This is a genomic window from Halopelagius inordinatus, from assembly GCF_900113245.1.
Classification (GTDB): domain Archaea; phylum Halobacteriota; class Halobacteria; order Halobacteriales; family Haloferacaceae; genus Halopelagius; species Halopelagius inordinatus.
The window spans coordinates 1,139,368-1,156,875 of the sequence record NZ_FOOQ01000001.1 but is presented as its reverse complement, the minus strand read 5'-3'; the positions used below and the strand labels follow the sequence as shown (position 1 = coordinate 1,156,875).

Sequence of the window (17,508 nt, the reverse complement as noted above, 5' to 3'; positions counted from 1 at the left end):
ATCCCCGTCCATGTCTGTCGTTCGGGTTCGTATCGACCCACATATATCCGACGCTCTGGGCCGGCGGACGCGGTCGAACCTCGACGCGACCGACGGCGGTGGACACAGACTGGTAAGCGAAGCAACTGATTTGAACGCACGGTCCGTCAACCCGATATGCTCGGTACAGAACCGGCGGCGCGCGGCGACGACGCCTGGCTTTTGGGGTGGGGTCTCGGCTACGCGTCCGTCGGCGCGGCCTCGCTTTTGGTCCCGTTGTACGCCATCGACCTGGGCGCGGGAGCGCTCTTGGTCAGTCTCGTCGCCGCGACGGCGGCGTTCGCGGGCGTCCCCGGCGCGATACTCTGGGGGCGACTCGTCGCGACGACGAAGCGCCGCCGCCCGTTCGTCCTCGTCGCTCTCGCGTTGACCGCCGCCGTCCTCGTGACGATGCCGTTCTACGAGTCGCCGTGGACCGTCCTCGTCGCCAACGCCGCCCTCTGGTTCGTCGTCGCCGCCGCCGCGCCGGTGCTCAACATCATCGTCGTCGAAGGGTACGAGACGTCGGCGTGGAGCGAACGGTTCGGACTTCTCAACCACTACCAGGGGTACGGCTGGCTCGGCGGACTCGTCGTCGGCGCGGTGTGGTCCGCCGTCGCCGGTCCGGTCGGATTCGAACCGCTCCGCGCGAAGCGGCTCTTCTTCGTCGCGGGCGGCGTCGCCGCACTCGCCGGCCTGTTCGTCGTCTACCTGTGGTACCCCGAGAAGCCGACAATCTCCGAGCGCCGATTCGTTCGACTCGCAGAGCAGTTCACGGGCAACGGGATGCTCGGTCGGTCGGTTCGGGCCGTCCCGTTCGGGCCCCAACGCGTCTACTGGGCGCTTCGGGACATCCGCGGCGGCAGGGGGAAACTTCGCAGTCGGTTCCCCCGGCCACTGACGCGGTATCTCCTCGCCGCGACGGTGTTTTTCACCGGCTTCGCCGTGTTCTTCGGCCCGCTTCCGGCGTATCTCACCGAGGCGGGTTACTCGACGGACCAGGTGTTCGGCCTGTTCGTCGCGTCCTCGGCCGCCTCGGCGGTGTCGTACACCCGCGTCGGCAGTCTCGCCGCGCGACTCGACCCGTGGCGACTCCAGACCGGTGCGCTCCTCTCGCGCGTCGTCGCGTTCCCTCTCGTCGCGTTCGTCGGCGTCCTCGCACCCCCGACGGGAGTCGTCGCCGCGGGCGTCCTCTTTTTCGCCATCGGCGTGACGTGGGCCGTTATCAGCATCACGGCGACGGGATTGGTCACGTCGCTGGCACCGGACTCGGTCCGCGGCGAGGCGCTAGGTGCGTACACCGCACTCGGAAGTCTCGGCGGCGGCGTCGGGAGCATCCTCGGCGGGGCGGTGGCCGACGGACTCGGCTACGGCGCGGCGTTCGGCGCCGCGGCAGTCTGCGTCACCGCCGCCGTCGGACTCGTCGTCGCCGGTTCCTCCGAGGGGGTACCGACGGACGCTCTCGCGTCGGACTGAGCGGAGACGGAGAACCGAGAAGAGACGGGACGGCCGGTTCAGTTCGACGCGACGGCGTCGACGGGCGATATCCAGATGACGAGTTCGCCGTCGCGCTTTATGACACCCTCTATGGCGTCGTCTTTCTCTAAGGGCGGTTCCTCCACGTCGTCCATGCCGACGCGGACGACTTGGTACACCTCGTCGACCAACCATCCGATGGCCGCCTCGTCTTCGAACTTCCCGGGGTCGAAGATGACGATTCGCTTCGACTCGTCTTCGCTCGCATCCACGTTGAGAAGCGACTTGGGGTTGACTATCGAGGTGGTCCGGCCGCGGAGGTCCATCACGCCCTCGACGTAGTGGGGAGCGTTCGGAACCGCGGTGAGCGAGCCTTTGTCGACGATCTCCGAGACGTAGTCGATATCGACGCAGTACGTCTCCGACCCGAGTTTGAACTCGAGTACCTGTACCTCTCGGGCGGACTCCTCTTCTGTGTCGTCTGCCGCCGCCCCGGTGGTCGCTCCGGCACTCGCGGCCTGTGTGTTCTGCGACATGTTGTGTTCCTCCGACGTCGCCGAGGCGACGCCGGGCTTGCTCGTATCTGGCGTGAAGTCGCCAATAAATGTACGTACTCGATTATCAGACGTGATTCTTGCCGGGGAGCGTTTAAGGTTCCCAATTCGGAATGTCGTTCATAGATGAGCGGACAGAACAGAGTACGAACGGTTCCGGCCGGCAGCGCGGACCGCGCACGCCGCGGCGTTCTCGCGAACGCAGTGGGGCCGCGTCCATGAGCGCAGTCACCGAACCCGACGACGGTGACGCACCGACTCGCGCCGTCGTCGTCGACGACTCGCGCTTCATGCGGACACTGATCCGCACGCTGTTGGAGGACGGTGGCATCGACGTCGTGGCGGAGGCGGCGGACGGCGCGGCCGCCGTCGACGTCGTCGCCGACTGCGAACCGGACGTCGTCACCATGGATATCGAGATGCCGGAGATGAACGGCCTCGAAGCGGTCGAGACCATCATGTCCGAGTGTCCCACGCCGGTATTGATGTTGTCCGCGCACGCCGACGACGGGGCCGACGTGACGTTCGAGGCCCTCGACAAGGGCGCAGTCGACTTCGTCACGAAACCCGGCGGCGAAGTCACCTCCTCGATGCCGCGGGTCAAACGAGAGTTAGTCGAGAAGGTCAGGTCCGCCGCGGCGGTGGACCTCTCGGCCGCGCGCAAGACGCGCATCGAGACGACCCGGGAGTCCGACGAACTGACCGACGACCGAACCGAGACGAAGCGCCCGTCCGACGGGCGGCGCTCCGGCGAACCGTCGTCTCCCTCGAAATCGACGGAAGGCGGGTCGTACCCCGACGTCTCGACGCTCGTTATCGGAGCATCGACGGGCGGTCCCAACGTCGTCGAACGAGTCCTCGCGGACCTGCCGGCGGAGGCGAACCTCCGGGTTCTCGTGGTCCAACACATGCCCGAGGGGTTCACCGAACGCTTCGCGGACCGACTCGACGGCCGGTCCGAGTACGAGGTCAGCGAGGCGACGGACGGAGAACAGATAGGCGTCGGCGAGGCGCGCATCGCCCCCGGCGGGTCGCACCTCCTCGTCACCCGGGACCGAGGCGGGCGACTCACCCTCGACCTCACGGACACGCAACCGGTTCACGGAGTCAAACCCGCAATCGACCTGACGATGGCGTCCGTCGTCGAATCCGTCGACGGACCGTTGACGGGCGTCCTCCTGACCGGGATGGGGCGCGACGGCGTCGACGGGATGGGGCGCATCCACGAGGCGGGCGGGCACACGGTCGCACAGGACGAAGAGACGTCGGCCATCTTCGGCATGCCGAAGCGAGCCATAGAAACCGGCTGCGTCGAAGAAATCGCACCCGCTGAGGCCGTCGCGGACGGCGTCTTACGCGGGCTACAGGAGGACTAACGATGGACGAGGAACTCTACCAAGCATTCATCACCGAGAGCGAAGAGAGCATCACCCAACTGAACAACTCGCTGCTCGAACTGGAGGCGAACCCCGACGACGACGACGCCATCGACGAGATTTTCCGGCAGGCTCACACCCTGAAGGGGAACTTCGGCGCGATGGGATTCGACAACGCGGCCACCGTCGCCCACGCCGTCGAGGACCTGTTAGACGAGGTGCGGCACGGCCGCCTCGAAGTCACGCCGGGACGGATGGACCTCGTCTTCGATGGGATGGACGAGATTCTCGAAATCCTCCACGAGATAGAGGAGCACGGCGAATCTCGGACCGACCCCACGGAACTGGTCGAGGAGATTCGCGCCGCCGCCGAGGGCGACGACGCGGAGGCGACGGCGGGAAACTCGGACGCGGCGGCCGGTGACAGGTCGGCCGCCGCCGACGACGGCCCCGACGTCGCGGCGGTGACTCGCGAGGTTCTCGACGACTCTATCGCCGCCGACGCCGAGCATCTGTTCCACGTCGACGTGGAACTCGACACCGGCGATATGAAAGGCGTCGACGCCGGTCTGTTCTTGGGGAACGTCCCCGAGACTGTCGATATCGTCGGCGCGGACCCGAACGTCGACAGCATCGAACGCGGCGAGTTCGACGAGACGTTCTCGCTTTTCGTCGCAGACGTGCCGGGCGAGGAACTCGACGCGACGCTGTCCGACCTCTGGAAGGTCGAGTCCGTCGACTGTACCGACGTGTCGGACGCCTTCGATGGCCCGAACTCGGACGACGCGGCCGACTCGGCGTCCGACGCCACCGAGACGGACGCGGACGAGGACGCGAGCGGAGAGTCCGCCGAACCGACGCCCGACATCGAGAAATCTGCGGCGGACGACGACGGAGAGAGCGTCGTCGCGGACCCGCAGGCGGACGTGGACCCCTCTGAAGCGGAGGCGGCGGTCGAAGCCGTCGCCGCCGCGTACTCGGGCGACGGGTCCGCCGCGGACGAGTCGGCCGACGTCGCCTCCTCCGAGGCGGACGAAAGCGCCGACGCCGACACCGAACCCGCCGCTGACGCCGACGAACCGGCGAACGCGGCGGCCGACGCCTCCGCGGACGCCCCGGCGTCCCCCGACTCCGAGTCGTCGTCCGCGGACGCCGACGACGGGACGGGAGGCGACGACGGAGGGTCCGACGACGAATCCGATGGAGGGGCGGACGACGGAGACGCGGACGACGAAGAGGAGAAGGGTCGTTCCATCTCGGCGGTGAAGTCGGTCCGCGTGGACGTCGACCAACTCGACCAACTCCACGAACTCGTCGAGCAACTCGTCACCAGCCGAATCAAACTCCGGCAGGCGATGGAGGGAGAGGGAACCGGCGGCGACGCCGGAATCGACACCTTAGACGAGTTAGACAAGATATCGACGAACCTCCAAAACACCGTCATGGACATGCGGCTCATCCCGCTGAAAAAGGTGTTCGACAAGTTCCCGCGCATGGTCCGAGACATCGCGCGCGAACAGGACAAACGCGTCCGGTTCAAGGTGGAAGGCGAGGACATCGAACTCGACCGGACCATCTTAGACGAGATATCCGACCCGCTGATGCACGTCCTCCGGAACGCCGTCGACCACGGCATCGAGATGCCGGACGAACGCGAGTCGGCGGGCAAATCCCGCACGGGGACCATCGAACTCAGCGCCCGCAGGCAACACGACACCGTCATCGTCACCGTCGAAGACGACGGCGGCGGCATCGACGCCGACGCGGTGCGCGACAAGGCCGTCTCGAAGGGACTCGCGACGCGCGACGAACTGAACGAACTCCCCGACGAGGAGATATACGACTACGTCTTCCACCCCGGGTTCTCGACGAACGACGAGATTACCGACGTGAGCGGACGCGGCGTCGGGATGGACGTCGTCAAGACGACCGTCGAATCGCTCGACGGGTCCGTCGACGTCACGAGCACCGAAGGCGAGGGGTCGAAGTTCACGATTCGGCTCCCCGTCTCCGTCGCCATCATCAAGGTCCTCTTCGTCAGCGTCGGCGACCGGGAGTTCGGCGTCCCCATCAAGTACATCGACGAGATATCGCGCCGCCAGCGCGTCGAGACGATAAACGCGGCCGAAGTCGTCGTCCACGAAGACCGGATATTCCCGCTCATCCGCCTGCGGAACGCGCTCGACGTCGACATCGACGAGTCCGAACGCGGCATGATAGTGCGCATCCGTCCCGAGGACAGACAGGTCGCGCTCCACTGTGACCGCGTCACTCGACAGGAGGAAGTCGTCGTGACACCGCTTCAGGGACCGCTCAGCGGGACCGAGGGGCTCTCCGGAACCGCGGTCATCGGCGACGGGAACGTCATCCCCATCCTCGACGTGAGCACGCTCGAACTCCCCGAGGACGGCAAGCAGGCGATGCGAGAGTGGACGCCGCCGTCCACCGAAAACGACGCTCCGACCGACGCCGAGGAGGCGGCCGACTGATGGGGCACTCAGAACTCTCGTCGAACGAGGGGTTCACGGACCTTCTGGAACTCATCGAGGAGTCGCTGTCGTTCGCCACGAGTTCGTACAACAACGCCTACCTCGACAGGCGCATCTCGGCTCGGATGCGGCGGTGTCGCATCGACGACTACGAGAGCTACGAGGCGCTGTTGCGCGACGACACGGACGAACAGAACGCGCTTTTGGACTCGCTGAGCGTGAACGTCACGAGCTTCTTCCGCAACCCGAAGGTGTGGGAGTCGCTCCGAGACGTTCTCGCGGAGTTGACCGCGTCCGGCCACACCCGCGTGTGGAGTGCGGCGTGTTCCGACGGCCGCGAGGCGTATTCGCTTGCGATGCTCGCCCACGACGACGACCGAATCGACCCCGCGAACGTCGAAATCCTCGGAACGGACATCAAACCGAAGATACTCCGCGCGGCCCGACACGGCGAGTACCGGTCCTCGGAGACGAACGACCTGACGGAGCAGTTGTCCCCGCTCGACGACTACGAGCGATACATCGAACGGGACGGCAAGAAGGTCCAAGTGACAGACGAGGTTCGCGAGTTGGTCTCGTTTCGGAACCACGACTTGGTCCAAGAGACGCCGCCGCAGACGTTCGACCTGGTCCTCTGTCGGAACCTGTTCATCTACATCAACTCGGACGCCAAACGAGCCATCTTCGAGACGCTCGGCTCCGCCCTCGTCCCCGACGGCTTCCTCACCATCGGCATGACCGAGACGATACCGCCCTCCTGCCGCGAGCGGTTCGAACCGGTCGAAAAACGGCTCCGAATCTATCGAAACGACGTCGGCGAATCGAACTCGTGAGGTCAGTGGATGAGACCCGGAGAACAGAAAGTTAGCGACACGAACGGCCGGTTCCTACAGGCGATACGAAACGGCCGCGAACTGAACGACGCGAACTGGGCGAACGGCCGCATCCTGCTTTCGAACCAGCGACTCGTCCTCGCGGGGACGGGCGGGAAGCGCACCTTCCCGCTCTCCTCGATAGAGCACGTCGGCGGCCGGTTCGACGTCAACCAGCGAGTCGCAACCGTCTCCGACTACCTCGCGCTTCACTACGACGACGGCGAAGAAGTCGTCCTCGTCGCGCCCAAAGACTTCGACGAGTTCGAACTCGACCTCTACGGCGCGTTGCTGAACTCGACGAAGTTCCTCGTCCGGCATCCGGCCGTCGAGGGCGGCGTCGTCCAGAACACGGAGTGGGTCGGCGCGCGCATGAAAGTCGAAGAGGAAGCGGTCAGCATCGCCACCGTCACCGGGTCGTTCGTCGAAGTCCGATTGGACGACATCGGCGACATAGACATGGGCCGCCGGACCGTCCGCGAGGAGTCCCGGGAAGTCATCGAAGTCGAACACTCCTACGACGACGGGACGAGCGTTCAGACGTACGTCTCCGGTCCGGAACAACCCGTCGGCATCCTCAAGTCGCTTCTCCGAATCGGCGAAGAGCAAAGCGAGACGGCGCTGGACCTGAGCAAGACCGACAAACAGGTCTTGATGGCGCTTTACTCGGGCGTCTCACCGTTCGACATCCCGGCGTTTCTCGGCATCGACGTCGACGAAGTCGAGGAGTTGTTCGTCCGACTCATCGACCACGACGTCTTAGACGAGGTGCGCGTCCGCCACGAAGTCGAACTCAACGCGCGCGGCCGAAGCATCGCCTCGGACGCGATAGACGACCAAGGCTCGATGTAAACCCAGCTTTTTGCTGACTCGGGTGCGCCGAAGGCGCACCGCTCGTTGCAAAAAGCTGGACCAAAAAGTTTCCGCGAGCGAGGGCGGAGCCCGAGCCTCGCAGTGCGAGCCGGTGTCTCTCGACGGCTACACCTTCGAGAAACGTGGTGCATCCCAGTTGGTCTATCCGTACTTCCCCTGAGACAGAGAGCGAATCCGTCGACCGGTATGTACAGAAGAGCCATTCACCGCGAGCGAACGAAGTGAGCGAGCGGGCCGACGACCGAGCGGTGGGCGGCGAAGCCGCCCAAAGCGAGGGAGGAGCGCTTTTGGTCCAGCTTTTACCGAGCGAGCAAAGCGAGCGCAGCGTAAAAGCTGGGTTCAGACGTTGACGTCCTCTATCTCCTCGTTGACGACGAATCGACCCTGCGGCGTGAGTTCGCACGGCGCCGTGTCGTCGGTGATGAGGTCGTCTTCGAACAGGTCTTCGAGTTTCGCCTCCAGTTCGTTCTCGTCGAGTTCCAAGAGCGACGCGAGGTCGATGCCGGGACCGGTCGAGTACAGTCCGACGAGCACCTCGAGACCCTCCTCTGTCACCTCGACGTCGCGCACGTCGCTCTTTATCCAGTGGTAGATGAGCCGCAGATATCGACCGAGGACGTTCATCTTCCGTCGCGACGGCAGCGATATCTCGGTCGTGACCGTCTGTCCGTTCTCGACGTGTTGGACCGAGAGCACGAGCCGTTTCTCTCCCTCTACGGTCCGCTCTATGACCTCGAAGAAGATGACCGAAGCGAGGTCTATGGTGAACGGTTCGTCCGCCTCGCCGAGTTCGGCGTTCCCGGGGAACGTGACGGACTCGTAGTCGAGGTGGAGTCCGGTGGTTCGCTTTCGCGAGTCCATGACGCGGCCGCCGACCTTCGCGGGGTGTTTCACCACCGTCTCGGACCCGTTGAGTGCGGCGCGAAACAGGAGCAGCGAGAACTTCTCGATGGTGTCTCTGTCCCCGCCGATGACCGTCGTTTGCCGCCGGTTGTCGACGATGTATCCCACCATCACCGTGAAATCGAAGAATTCGTCCACCTCCGGCGGCACCTGTCCGACGGCGATGTCGAACACCGACGTGATGGGGATGACCGTCTTCGACCGGGAGGTGGCGAGTATGAGTCGCCGACTGCTCATCAGGACTCGCCCCTTCACCGGGTCGAACGAAGCGTTCCCCCCCGCGACGAAGTTCGCGACGAAGTCCACGACGATGGATTCGCCGCTTTCGGTCCGTTTCTTCCGACGCTCGGAGCGTTCGCGCTCGGCTTCGGTCGATTCCGGTTCCTCTTTCTTCTGCCGGTAGGCTTCGAGCAGGTCCTCGCCGCCAGCCTCTGTTTGCTCCGTCATACGCTGATCAGCGCTCCTGCGAGCGACGACGTCGCGACTGCGCTCGCACAGCCGATCCAGACGAGAATCACGAAGTGGAGGTACGCGTTGGCTTTGTGCCCGCCGTCGACCATCCGGATCATGAGCGACGACAGCAGGGCGTTAAACAGGATGATGAGCGTCAGGAGGTACTCGATGAACGGGATGTCGTAGACGCCCGCGTAGATGAGTTGGCCGAACTCCAGTTGCGCGAGGTTCAACTGCGTGGAGAAGGTCGCCAGAATCTCGACGACTTCCAGCCCGATGAAGAACGCAAAGGACGCAGAGGCGGTGATGCCGTACAGCACGCCGATGAGCGTGATGGTCGACTGTTCGCGCTGACGACGGAGTTTGAGGACCTCGTTCATGTTGTTGCTGATGAGTTCGCCGAGCTGTTTCGGGGTCCCCCCCATCTGTCGGCCGACGTTGTACATCTCGCTGAACTTCTGAATGAGGTACGAACTCGACTCCGCCGTGAAGAAGAACCACGACCGAGTCGGGCCGATTCGCATCTTCAACCGAGTGAAAAGCCGGTTTATCTCGCGCGTGAGGACGCCGAAGTCCTTGTTCCGCAGCGTCTTCAGCACGTCCGTGGTCGTGCTCTGTTTCGCGCTCTCGGACGCGCCGAGTGCGCGGATGAACCCCGGATACTCCTCGTCGCGTTCCTTGATTCGATTCTCGTGTCGGCGAGCGATGATGCCCGGGACGGCGAGCGGAGTAAGCGGCGTCGCCAAAAGCAACGGAACGGGCGTATCGAGCATGACTCCCTGTATCGTCTTCCCGATTGGCGTCACGCCCGCCGTTCCGACAGCGAGGGCCACGATGAACACGAACGAGAGCGCGACGGCCCCGTAGAGGGTGATGTCTATCTGGCGGTCGGCTTTCGTTCGGAACTCGCTTTGGTGATACCAAAGCGGGTCGTGCGGCGACATCGTCCGGATGACGTAGTAGAACCCGAGTTGGACGAAGACGAAAAGCACGATGACCGCCGCGATGGTCATCGTCGCGTCCGTCCCCGTCAGTATCGGAAGGACGATGGCGTTGATGATGGCGAACGTCATCGACAGAATCATCGACAGATAGAGGTCCTTCATCACTTCGAGGTTGCCGAGTGCGCTCTCGTAGACGGTGATGTACTTTTGGACCATCGCGCTCTGCTCCCCGAGGAGGAAGTCGTCGATGCTCTGACCGGCGTTGAGCGCGTACGCGAGGCGGTCGAGGAAGTCCGCCAGCGGTTTCGAGGGGACCTGTCTGGCCCGACGGCGGCACGCGTCGTCGAGCGACTGGTTCCACGTGTCCACCAACTGCGTGATTCGGCGCATCTCGACCGCGAGTTCGCCGTACTCCTCTTCGCGCCCGAGCACGCGGAACACCTGCACCCGGTCGATGTTGGTCGTAGAGAGCACGGTCATGTGCGTGATGACGAGGTGGAGTTGGTTCTCCAGTCCTCGGCGCTGTTGTTCGACGAGGAGACGCGGGTACAGAAGCGCCGCGAACAGCACGAGCGCACCCAAAAGGAAGATGGGGAGACGGACCAGTACCGGTAGCGGAAGCAGTAGCGTCCCGAGGATGGACGCGAGGAACGTGACGACGGCCGGGAGGAGCACCACGAGTCCGTACTTCGTCGTCTCCATCGGCATCCGCTCGTACGAGTCGAGCACCGAATCGAGGAAGTCTCGGGCCTGTTGGGCCTGCGTCGTCATCCCCCCGTCGCCCGCGGCACCTGCTCCCGACATGATCACACCCTCGCCATGTCGAACGGCAGTCCCTCGACGCCGTCCCGTTGGTAGTCTTCGATGAGTTCGTTCGTCTCGTGGTAGCCGACGATGTTCTCCTGTTGGGCGCGGCGGACGATTTCGGCGCGGAACTCGATGTCCTCGTATATCTGCCGCGTGTCGGAGTAACCGAGCAGGGTCGCGATCTTCTCTTCCATGATGAAGGAGTTGTTCCGGCCCTGGAACACGATCTCGTCTTCGACGGGGTCCCAGTAGAACGCCTCGCGGGTGACGACGCCGCCCATCTCCTTCGAGTACCCCTCGATCTCTTGGACGCTCGTCACCCGTCTGAGGATGTCGTTACCGCGCTTGACGCGGTTTTGGAACAGCGCGATGTCGCAGTTCGACATGAACGTCTCGGGGACGTTGATCGGGTCACCCGTGAACCGCTGGATCATAGAGACGATGTCGGACGCGTGGAACGTGAGCATCACCGGGTGACCGGTCTGGGCCGCCTGGAACGCCATCCGACCCTCCTCGCCACGAACCTCCCCGACGATGATGTAGTCGGGGCGAGAACGCAGAGCGGCGGCCACGAGGTCGAACATGTCAACCTCGGACCCGCCGCCACGACCCTCGCGGGTGAGAAGTTGCTGCCACGTGTCGTGCGGCGGAAGCACCTCGGCGGTGTCCTCTGCGGTGTATATCTTCGAGTCCTGCGGGATGAACGACGTGATGGCGTTCAGCGTCGTCGTCTTCCCGGACGCCGTCTCGCCGACCACGAACACCGTCCGCTCGTTCTCCAACGCTATCCAGAGATACGCACAGAGTTCCGGCGACAGCGTCCCCCACTTCGATATCTGGAACGCCGACAGCGGAACGTCGTCGCCCTGACGGATGGTGAGGCTCGACCCCTTCAGCGACACGTCGTCGGAGTAGATGATGTTGATACGCGACCCGTCCGGAAGCGTCGAGTCGACGATGGGGTGGGCGTCGGAGACGGGGTCTCCGATTCGCTCGCCCATGTTTCTGAGCCAGTTGTCGAACTGGTCGGTCGAGTCGAACTCGACCGTCGTCTCGAGCAGTCCGTAGACGCCGTGGTCGACGTCGACCTGACTCGGCCCGATGACGTGAATGTCCTCGTTGGCCGGGTCGCGCATGATCGGTTCGAGCGGTCCGAGACCGACGATGTCGCGCACCAACCGGTACTGAATCTTCTCGTACGTCTCTTCTGTCACCTGGAGGGGACCGAGGTCGAGTCGCTGAACCAACTCCTGGAGGCGGCCGTCCTGGCTCCCCTCGATGCTGACTATCTCTTCGAGGAGTTCCTGGATCCGCTCTTCGTACTCGACGTCCTCCTCGGGCGCCGGTTTCGAGACGGAGCGTTCGAGGAGTTTGTCCTTCACCTGGTCGAAGATGTCGTGTTCGCCCTCGTCGAGTTCGGGTTCGATGGTGTAGTACTTCGTCGTCTCGCCGAAGTTCCCGTACACCTGCGCGTATATCGGTCCGCCGAGGTGATAGACGACGTTCGGTCGACGCGTCTCGTGGTCGCCGGTCGGTTCGTCGATGAGCATCGGAAACTCGCCGGTGATCTGCTTGAACCGCTTGAGATGTTCGCGCAGATGGGACCACCGCATCGCGTGCTGTTTCAGTTCGTCCGAAATCTGGGACGAGCCGTGGTCCGTCGGCATTATGCGACACTCCTGCTTTCGATGACGATTCCGATTCCGGACCGAACGGAGAACCCGACTCGGTCACCGACCTGTTCGCCCATCCCCGCGAACCGCTTTACGAAGATGTTCCGGCGGACGTCGTTTCCGACTTCGACCATCTCCAGTTCGAGGAACACGTCGGCGATAGAGCGGAACGGACCGATGGCCTCGTCGTCGACGGTGGAGGGGTCGACGGTGAGCACGATGGTCTTGCCCTTCGTCGTCAGATCGCGGAAGAACGAGATGATTTCGAGGGCCGCCTGTCGCTCCTCGTTTTGGCGGACGAGCGCCTCGAACTGCGGGTCGTTCCGCAGGATGGCGTCGAACGTGTCGATGATGATGACATCGGCGTCCCAGACGGTGTCCGCGTCCATCAGTCGTCGGAGCAGTTGCTTTCTCTCTTTCTCCGCGCTCCCGCCGGTCAGCGCTCCCGAGGCGTCTATCTCCGCCTGGAGGAACAGTATCTCCTCGTTCAGGAGGGGCTTGACCACGTCGTAGGTCAGAGAGTGCATCTGGTCGAGGAAGCCGCGGACGCCCAACTCGGTGGAGATGAGCGTCGTAACGACGTCCTCTTGGCAGAATCCGTAGGTAAACCGCTGTGAGAGGACGCTCTTTCCGGCCCCGTAGTCCCCTTCGATGAGGACGATGGCTCCTCTGGGGAGTCCGCCGCCGAGTTCCTTCTCTAAGCGGTCGTGCTGTGCCAGTCCGAGAGGAAAGTGATTCGCGTTCATTGGTTGGTCCTAAATCTGAGTATCTCTTCGTCGCCGCTTATGACCACCTTCGCGCGGTGGTCCCCGCCGTCGAGCGAGACGTTCGATATCTCGACTTCGACGACTCCGTGCGGCTGCCAGTCGGCGTTCCCGTCGACGACGGTGACGCTCACGTTCGTCTGGTACTCCGAGTCGACGATGACGTCGAACGTCCCGCCCGTCGCCGGGAGCGTCCTGAGCCCGGTGTTTTTCACTAACAGCGTCAACGTGTTGCTGCCGTTGTCGTAGACGCCAGCCTCGCCGTCGCTTATGATCTCGATGTCGGTTTCGATGTTGTCTGCCACGTCGCCGCCGCGTTCGTCGAGCGCGTTGCTGATTCCGCTGACCGTGTCGATGAGGACGCCCGCGACGCCCGCCGCGATGACGAGACTGGCGATAAAGAGGATGAGGCTGGGTGCGGAGACGTCCGCCATCTCAGTTCACCACCGTCACGGGTTCGCTGTCGGAGACGCCCGTCTCGGTGACGAGTTTCACGCGGGAGGCGTTCGTCGACAACTCGATTCTGAGCGTCTCGCCCGGTATCCAGAGGTCCGTCGTCTCGTCGTTCTCGACGAAGGAGTTGCTCTGAGGGACGCTCTTGTAGCCGTTGTCGAGAAGCAGGGTCGTGTCCCGAACCGAGAGCGTCGTCGTGCCGGTGTTGTTCGCGCGAATCACGAGTCCTCCCGTGTCGCTCGTGTCGTACGTCGCGTTAGCGATGGCTATCTCCGTGTTCCGCCTGTCGAGGAGACGCTCGTGGTTCTCGCCTTCGGCGTCCGTGAGGCGCTCTGCGCTTCCCGCCGCCGCGGTGTAGAGCGTGCCCGTGCAGACGAGCACGCCGAGGAAGATGATGGCAGTCGAGCCACTAACGCCGAAGCCCACGGCGACCCCCTCTTCTTCCGTGCGCCGAGAGCTCGTCCAGCAGACGGGACTCCGCGACGTCGCCCGCGAGCCTGCTGATGTACGTGAGGCTCTCTTTGTGGTGTTCGACCCGCAGGTCGCGCGGTTCCTCCGTCGCAGTCGCCGACGCGGCGTTGCGGACGTGTGCGTTCATCTTCCGCTCGACGTGCCTCGATATCCACTCTTGCTCTCGGTACTGCCGGAGTGCGCGCGCGGCGCCGATTGCACCGCCGACGGAGACGAGAAACCGGGTCCACTCGAGCGCCACCGACTCCGCGATGTAACTCGCGGGCAGCGTGGTGAGATACTCCGGTCCGTCGCTCGCGTCTGCGTCCGGGCCGCGTCCGGTCTGCGGTTCGGACTGCGGGCGGGGCTGGGACTGCGACCGGTCGGGGTCGCTCTGCTCTGGGGTCTCCGTCGCGGCGTCGTGGTCGAACTCGAACGCGTCCGACTGGTCGTCCGCCCCGGTGTCGGGGTCGGAGTCCGACTCCGCGTCGTCCTCGAAGAACGTCTCGGACCCCTCGTCCGTCTCCGTCTCCTCGTTCGAGGGCGCGTCTCCGACCAACTCCTCCGTCGTCGGAACGTCGCCGTCGTCGGTGGCGACGTCCGCCTCGTCGAGGGGCGAGTCGTCGACGGCGTCGGACTCTTCGGCCTCCGCGTCCTCGTCGTCTCCGTCCTCGTCGTCTCCGTCGAGTTCGTCGTCCCACCCGTCTTTCTCCTCGTACTCGGATTTCAGGTCGTCGAAGCTCGACCCGCCGGACCCGCCGCCCGAAGACTCCTCTTTTGACTCGTCGTCGAGCGCGTCGGCGGGGCTCTCGCGTTCCTCCCCGCTGAGTTCGTCCTCCGCGGCCAACTCGGCCTCCGCTTCGCCCGCCTCGGCATCGAGTTCGCCGAAGTCTTCGTCGAAGAAGCTCTCGGCCTCCGCGTTTGCGACGTCCGGGTCGAGATTCTCGTCTTCCTCTTCTTCGCCCTCGAAGATGCCGAACGAACCGCCGCCCTCGAGTCCGCCCATCTCCCGTGCGTCGTCGACGAACGGGTTGATACCGCGAGTGACCATCTCGTAGATGTCGAGCAGCTTTCTGATGGTGTCGTCGAGTTCTTCGACGGTCTCACCGATCTGTTTGTTTTCCTCTCGGACGGTGTTCATCCCCGACGAGACGGCGCTGAGCTCGTTTTCGAGGTCGGAGATTCGGTCTTCGAGTTCGGCGACCACGCTCTCGTCGACGGAGCCACCGCCGCCCCCGCCGCCGAAGTCGTCGCCGTCTCCGAAGTCGTCGCCGTCGCCGAAGTCGCCGCCGTCTCCGAAGTCGTCACCGTCGCCGAAATCGTCGAAGTCGTCGGAGAGGTCGTCTAAGTCCTCGTCGAATCCGAGTCCGTCGGTCGCGACGGTGTTCGTGGTACCGTCCGGGGACTCCTCTTCGTCGTATCCGTCCATCCAGTCCATCATCCCCATCGGCCTCGCCTCCGTCTGCGGTGGCGGCCGATGGGAACCGGGCGACGGCCGGTCGAACCGCGGTGGGTCCTCCTCGACGGCGTCGCCGAGACTCGCTCGGTGGGTAACCGGACCGCGAAACGTTCCGGTGACGCCACCGAACCACCGCGGCGGTGACGCGCCGACTCCCGACCGGACCGGGCCTCCGGACTCGGGGGTGCAGGTAGCATTAGTCCTACTGTACTTACAGCAATACAAGAATGTTCGCTCCAAATTATCGACGCTGATATCGCGGTTTCGAGAGACCGGGTGGCCGAACGGCGCCGTCGAATCGGCCGACGGACGGGTGTAAGAAGAATTAACCGGGTGGGGAACCGACCCTCGTACCGATAACCTTCCACGGAAGTCACCCAATCATGCCAGAGTTCGTCAAGACAGGGGTCGAAGGACTCGACTCCATCCTCAACGGCGGCATCGTCAAGAACGCCGCGGTACTCATCAGCGGGAACCCGGGTACTGGTAAGAGTATCCTCGGACTGCAGTACCTCTACAACGGCGTCGACAAGTACGACCAGGGCGGAATATATCTCACCTTCGAGGAGTCCGAAGAAGACATCAAGCAGGCGGCGGAGTCTATCGGCTTCGAGGAGTGGGGCGAGTACGTCGAGAGCGGCCGAATCAAGGTGTACGACAAGCGGACACTCTTGCGCGACGGAGACTTCTCGGCGACACTCGACCGGATCATCGGCGACTTACAGGACACGGACTACGACAGACTCGTCCTCGACTCGCTGACGATGTTCCAACTGTTCTTCGAAGACGAGAAAGAACAGCGACAGTATCTCCTGAAGTTCATCGATATACTGAAAGACAGCGGTCTCACCTCGCTTCTGACGACAGAGCAGTCGGCCATCTTCCCCGAGACGGAGATCGGACTGGAGAACTTCCTGACGGACGGAAACATCTACCTCATCCAGAGTCCGGCGGGCGCGACGAGCAACCGGTACGTCTGGGTCGCGAAGATGCGCAAACAGTCGATCAAAAACTCCATGTTCCCGCTCGAAATCAACCAAGGCGGCATCCAGATCTACGAACAGGCCGCCGGGTTCTCGATGGTCGGCGAGTCCCCGCCGTGGTTCGGCGAGGAAGACGGACTCGAGTAGGAACGGTCGCGTTCTGTTTTTCGCGTCGGTCCCATAACGGTGCCCGATACAACCGAGGCCATCGGGCGGGTCGGGTCGTCTCTCGCCGCCACCGCGAGAGCGTCCGCTCTGCGGTCGAGTTCGCGAAAATGAAAGAGCCGATAGTCGTCAGCGATACCGAAGGGTGGTCCGAACTTAGAGTTCGACCGGTTCGCCCTGTTGCTTGCCCGCGAGCTGCTGGGGCATCGTCAGGATGACCTGCGTCGTCCCGCCCGTTCGGCTGGTGATTTCGAGACGGACCTGCTCGCCCGTGTTGAGACCGCCAGTGAGGGAGCTTGCGTCACCTTCGATAGCGGACGTGTTGATCGTGACTTCGTAGCGGTCGTTCGCGCTGTTGAGGACGCCGAACGACGAGTCGTCGTCGGTCACCTCGCTGAGTGCGAACTGCGACTCGTCACCTTGGACGCCCGAGCCGTAGTCCGTACCAGCGTCGGAGTCGTTCGTCAGCGTGGTGACGTTTCCGCTGCTCAGGTATTTGATCGACGTCTGGTCCATGTCGACGCTGCTGGATCCGGCCGCGAGGCGGACGGTCATGGTGACGTTGTCGATGTCGGATTGTCCACCGACCATTCCGTGCGTGTTCAGAACCTCGACGCGGTTCGTGACCTTGTTGACGCTCTCTTCGCCTGCGTCCTCGGCAGTCGCCTGGAGGAATCCGGCCGTGTTCACGAGGACGCCCGCCGCGATCGCCGCGACGAGGACCATCGCGATGAACACGATGAGCGTACCGATACCGACCTGACCGCGGTCTTCTTCGTTGAATATGTTTTTCATG

The 17,508-nt window shown here is 63.8% G+C and carries 15 protein-coding genes; 6 read left to right on the top strand and 9 right to left on the bottom strand.

Going from position 1 to position 17,508, the window contains the following annotated elements; all coding sequences use genetic code 11:
* Nucleotides 1–156: 156 nt before the first annotated feature.
* The gene (locus BM167_RS05990; protein ID WP_092890159.1) at nucleotides 157–1,494 is read left to right on the top strand and encodes an MFS transporter; all 1,338 of its coding nucleotides are present in this window, start codon (nucleotides 157–159) and stop codon (nucleotides 1,492–1,494) included.
* Between the two features lie 38 nt (nucleotides 1,495–1,532).
* Here BM167_RS05990 and BM167_RS05985 read toward each other — a convergent pair whose 3' ends face one another.
* On the bottom strand, nucleotides 1,533–2,030 hold the full coding sequence (locus tag BM167_RS05985; RefSeq protein WP_092890156.1) for a chemotaxis protein CheW: 498 nt from the start codon (nucleotides 2,028–2,030) through the stop codon (nucleotides 1,533–1,535).
* 236 nt (nucleotides 2,031–2,266) lie between these two features.
* On the opposite strand from BM167_RS05985, the gene cheB reads away from it, so the two are divergent.
* The 4 genes from cheB to BM167_RS05965 are packed head-to-tail and all read left to right on the top strand — an operon-like array spanning nucleotide 2,267 to nucleotide 7,637.
* Nucleotides 2,267–3,424: a chemotaxis-specific protein-glutamate methyltransferase CheB gene (gene cheB / locus BM167_RS05980; protein WP_092890153.1), complete on the top strand. Its 1,158-nt coding sequence runs from the start codon at nucleotides 2,267–2,269 to the stop codon at nucleotides 3,422–3,424.
* A 2-nt stretch (nucleotides 3,425–3,426) separates the two neighbouring features.
* On the top strand, nucleotides 3,427–5,913 hold the full coding sequence (locus BM167_RS05975; protein ID WP_092890150.1) for an ATP-binding protein: 2,487 nt from the start codon (nucleotides 3,427–3,429) through the stop codon (nucleotides 5,911–5,913).
* Complete coding sequence (locus BM167_RS05970; RefSeq protein ID WP_092891123.1) at nucleotides 5,913–6,746, top strand: CheR family methyltransferase; 834 nt, start codon at nucleotides 5,913–5,915, stop codon at nucleotides 6,744–6,746. The genes BM167_RS05975 and BM167_RS05970 overlap by 1 nt, the downstream gene beginning before the upstream one ends.
* Nucleotides 6,747–6,755: 9 nt before the next feature.
* Nucleotides 6,756–7,637, top strand: a complete 882-nt coding sequence (locus BM167_RS05965; protein ID WP_092890147.1) for a CheF family chemotaxis protein — start codon at nucleotides 6,756–6,758, stop codon at nucleotides 7,635–7,637.
* A 360-nt stretch (nucleotides 7,638–7,997) separates the two neighbouring features.
* Here the strand turns inward: BM167_RS05965 and BM167_RS05960 are convergent, their stop codons facing one another.
* From BM167_RS05960 to BM167_RS05930, 7 genes are read right to left on the bottom strand one after another with little or no spacing between them, the layout of a single operon-like run.
* On the bottom strand, nucleotides 7,998–9,008 hold the full coding sequence (locus BM167_RS05960; protein ID WP_092890145.1) for a CheF family chemotaxis protein: 1,011 nt from the start codon (nucleotides 9,006–9,008) through the stop codon (nucleotides 7,998–8,000).
* On the bottom strand, nucleotides 9,005–10,762 hold the full coding sequence (flaJ, locus tag BM167_RS05955; protein WP_092890142.1) for an archaellar assembly protein FlaJ: 1,758 nt from the start codon (nucleotides 10,760–10,762) through the stop codon (nucleotides 9,005–9,007). Before flaJ ends, BM167_RS05960 begins: the two co-directional genes overlap by 4 nt.
* Before the next feature lie 2 nt (nucleotides 10,763–10,764).
* Nucleotides 10,765–12,432: a type II/IV secretion system ATPase subunit gene (locus BM167_RS05950; RefSeq protein WP_092890139.1), complete on the bottom strand. Its 1,668-nt coding sequence runs from the start codon at nucleotides 12,430–12,432 to the stop codon at nucleotides 10,765–10,767.
* Entirely contained in the window at nucleotides 12,432–13,184 is a 753-nt protein-coding gene (locus tag BM167_RS05945) for an archaellum protein ArlH (protein ID WP_092890136.1), read from the bottom strand. The genes BM167_RS05950 and BM167_RS05945 overlap by 1 nt, the downstream gene beginning before the upstream one ends.
* Nucleotides 13,181–13,636 carry an archaellum stator protein ArlG gene (locus tag BM167_RS05940; RefSeq protein WP_092890133.1) on the bottom strand — a complete coding sequence of 152 codons (456 nt, stop codon included), beginning with the start codon at nucleotides 13,634–13,636 and terminating at the stop codon, nucleotides 13,181–13,183. The genes BM167_RS05945 and BM167_RS05940 overlap by 4 nt, the downstream gene beginning before the upstream one ends.
* A gap of 1 nt (nucleotide 13,637) precedes the next feature.
* A complete protein-coding gene (locus tag BM167_RS05935; protein ID WP_092890130.1) occupies nucleotides 13,638–14,081 on the bottom strand; it encodes an archaellum stator protein ArlF in 444 nt (147 codons plus the stop codon).
* Nucleotides 14,065–15,552: a flagella accessory protein C gene (locus BM167_RS05930; RefSeq protein ID WP_092890127.1), complete on the bottom strand. Its 1,488-nt coding sequence runs from the start codon at nucleotides 15,550–15,552 to the stop codon at nucleotides 14,065–14,067. Before BM167_RS05930 ends, BM167_RS05935 begins: the two co-directional genes overlap by 17 nt.
* 395 nt (nucleotides 15,553–15,947) lie before the next feature.
* Here BM167_RS05930 and BM167_RS05925 point away from each other — a divergent pair, with 395 nt between their 5' ends.
* The gene (locus tag BM167_RS05925) at nucleotides 15,948–16,694 is read left to right on the top strand and encodes an RAD55 family ATPase (RefSeq protein ID WP_092890124.1); all 747 of its coding nucleotides are present in this window, start codon (nucleotides 15,948–15,950) and stop codon (nucleotides 16,692–16,694) included.
* Nucleotides 16,695–16,868: 174 nt separating this feature from the next.
* Here the strand turns inward: BM167_RS05925 and BM167_RS05920 are convergent, their stop codons facing one another.
* Nucleotides 16,869–17,507 (bottom strand): archaellin/type IV pilin N-terminal domain-containing protein, encoded by a 639-nt coding sequence (locus tag BM167_RS05920; protein WP_092890121.1) that lies wholly within the window; start codon nucleotides 17,505–17,507, stop codon nucleotides 16,869–16,871.
* Nucleotide 17,508: the final 1 nt, after the last annotated feature.

What these genes read in the sequence shown, in the direction of transcription:
- BM167_RS05930 (WP_092890127.1), bottom strand. Translation starts at nt 15,552, where the DNA reads ATGGGGATGATGGACTGGATGGACGGATACGACGAAGAGGAGTCCCCG.
- BM167_RS05965 (WP_092890147.1), top strand. Translation starts at nt 6,756, where the DNA reads ATGAGACCCGGAGAACAGAAAGTTAGCGACACGAACGGCCGGTTCCTA.
- BM167_RS05920 (WP_092890121.1), bottom strand. Translation starts at nt 17,507, where the DNA reads ATGAAAAACATATTCAACGAAGAAGACCGCGGTCAGGTCGGTATCGGT.
- BM167_RS05940 (WP_092890133.1), bottom strand. Translation starts at nt 13,636, where the DNA reads ATGGCGGACGTCTCCGCACCCAGCCTCATCCTCTTTATCGCCAGTCTC.
- BM167_RS05990 (WP_092890159.1), top strand. Translation starts at nt 157, where the DNA reads ATGCTCGGTACAGAACCGGCGGCGCGCGGCGACGACGCCTGGCTTTTG.
- BM167_RS05925 (WP_092890124.1), top strand. Translation starts at nt 15,948, where the DNA reads ATGCCAGAGTTCGTCAAGACAGGGGTCGAAGGACTCGACTCCATCCTC.
- BM167_RS05985 (WP_092890156.1), bottom strand. Translation starts at nt 2,030, where the DNA reads ATGTCGCAGAACACACAGGCCGCGAGTGCCGGAGCGACCACCGGGGCG.
- cheB (WP_092890153.1), top strand. Translation starts at nt 2,267, where the DNA reads ATGAGCGCAGTCACCGAACCCGACGACGGTGACGCACCGACTCGCGCC.
- flaJ (WP_092890142.1), bottom strand. Translation starts at nt 10,762, where the DNA reads ATGTCGGGAGCAGGTGCCGCGGGCGACGGGGGGATGACGACGCAGGCC.
- BM167_RS05970 (WP_092891123.1), top strand. Translation starts at nt 5,913, where the DNA reads ATGGGGCACTCAGAACTCTCGTCGAACGAGGGGTTCACGGACCTTCTG.
- BM167_RS05975 (WP_092890150.1), top strand. Translation starts at nt 3,427, where the DNA reads ATGGACGAGGAACTCTACCAAGCATTCATCACCGAGAGCGAAGAGAGC.
- BM167_RS05960 (WP_092890145.1), bottom strand. Translation starts at nt 9,008, where the DNA reads ATGACGGAGCAAACAGAGGCTGGCGGCGAGGACCTGCTCGAAGCCTAC.
- BM167_RS05945 (WP_092890136.1), bottom strand. Translation starts at nt 13,184, where the DNA reads ATGAACGCGAATCACTTTCCTCTCGGACTGGCACAGCACGACCGCTTA.
- BM167_RS05950 (WP_092890139.1), bottom strand. Translation starts at nt 12,432, where the DNA reads ATGCCGACGGACCACGGCTCGTCCCAGATTTCGGACGAACTGAAACAG.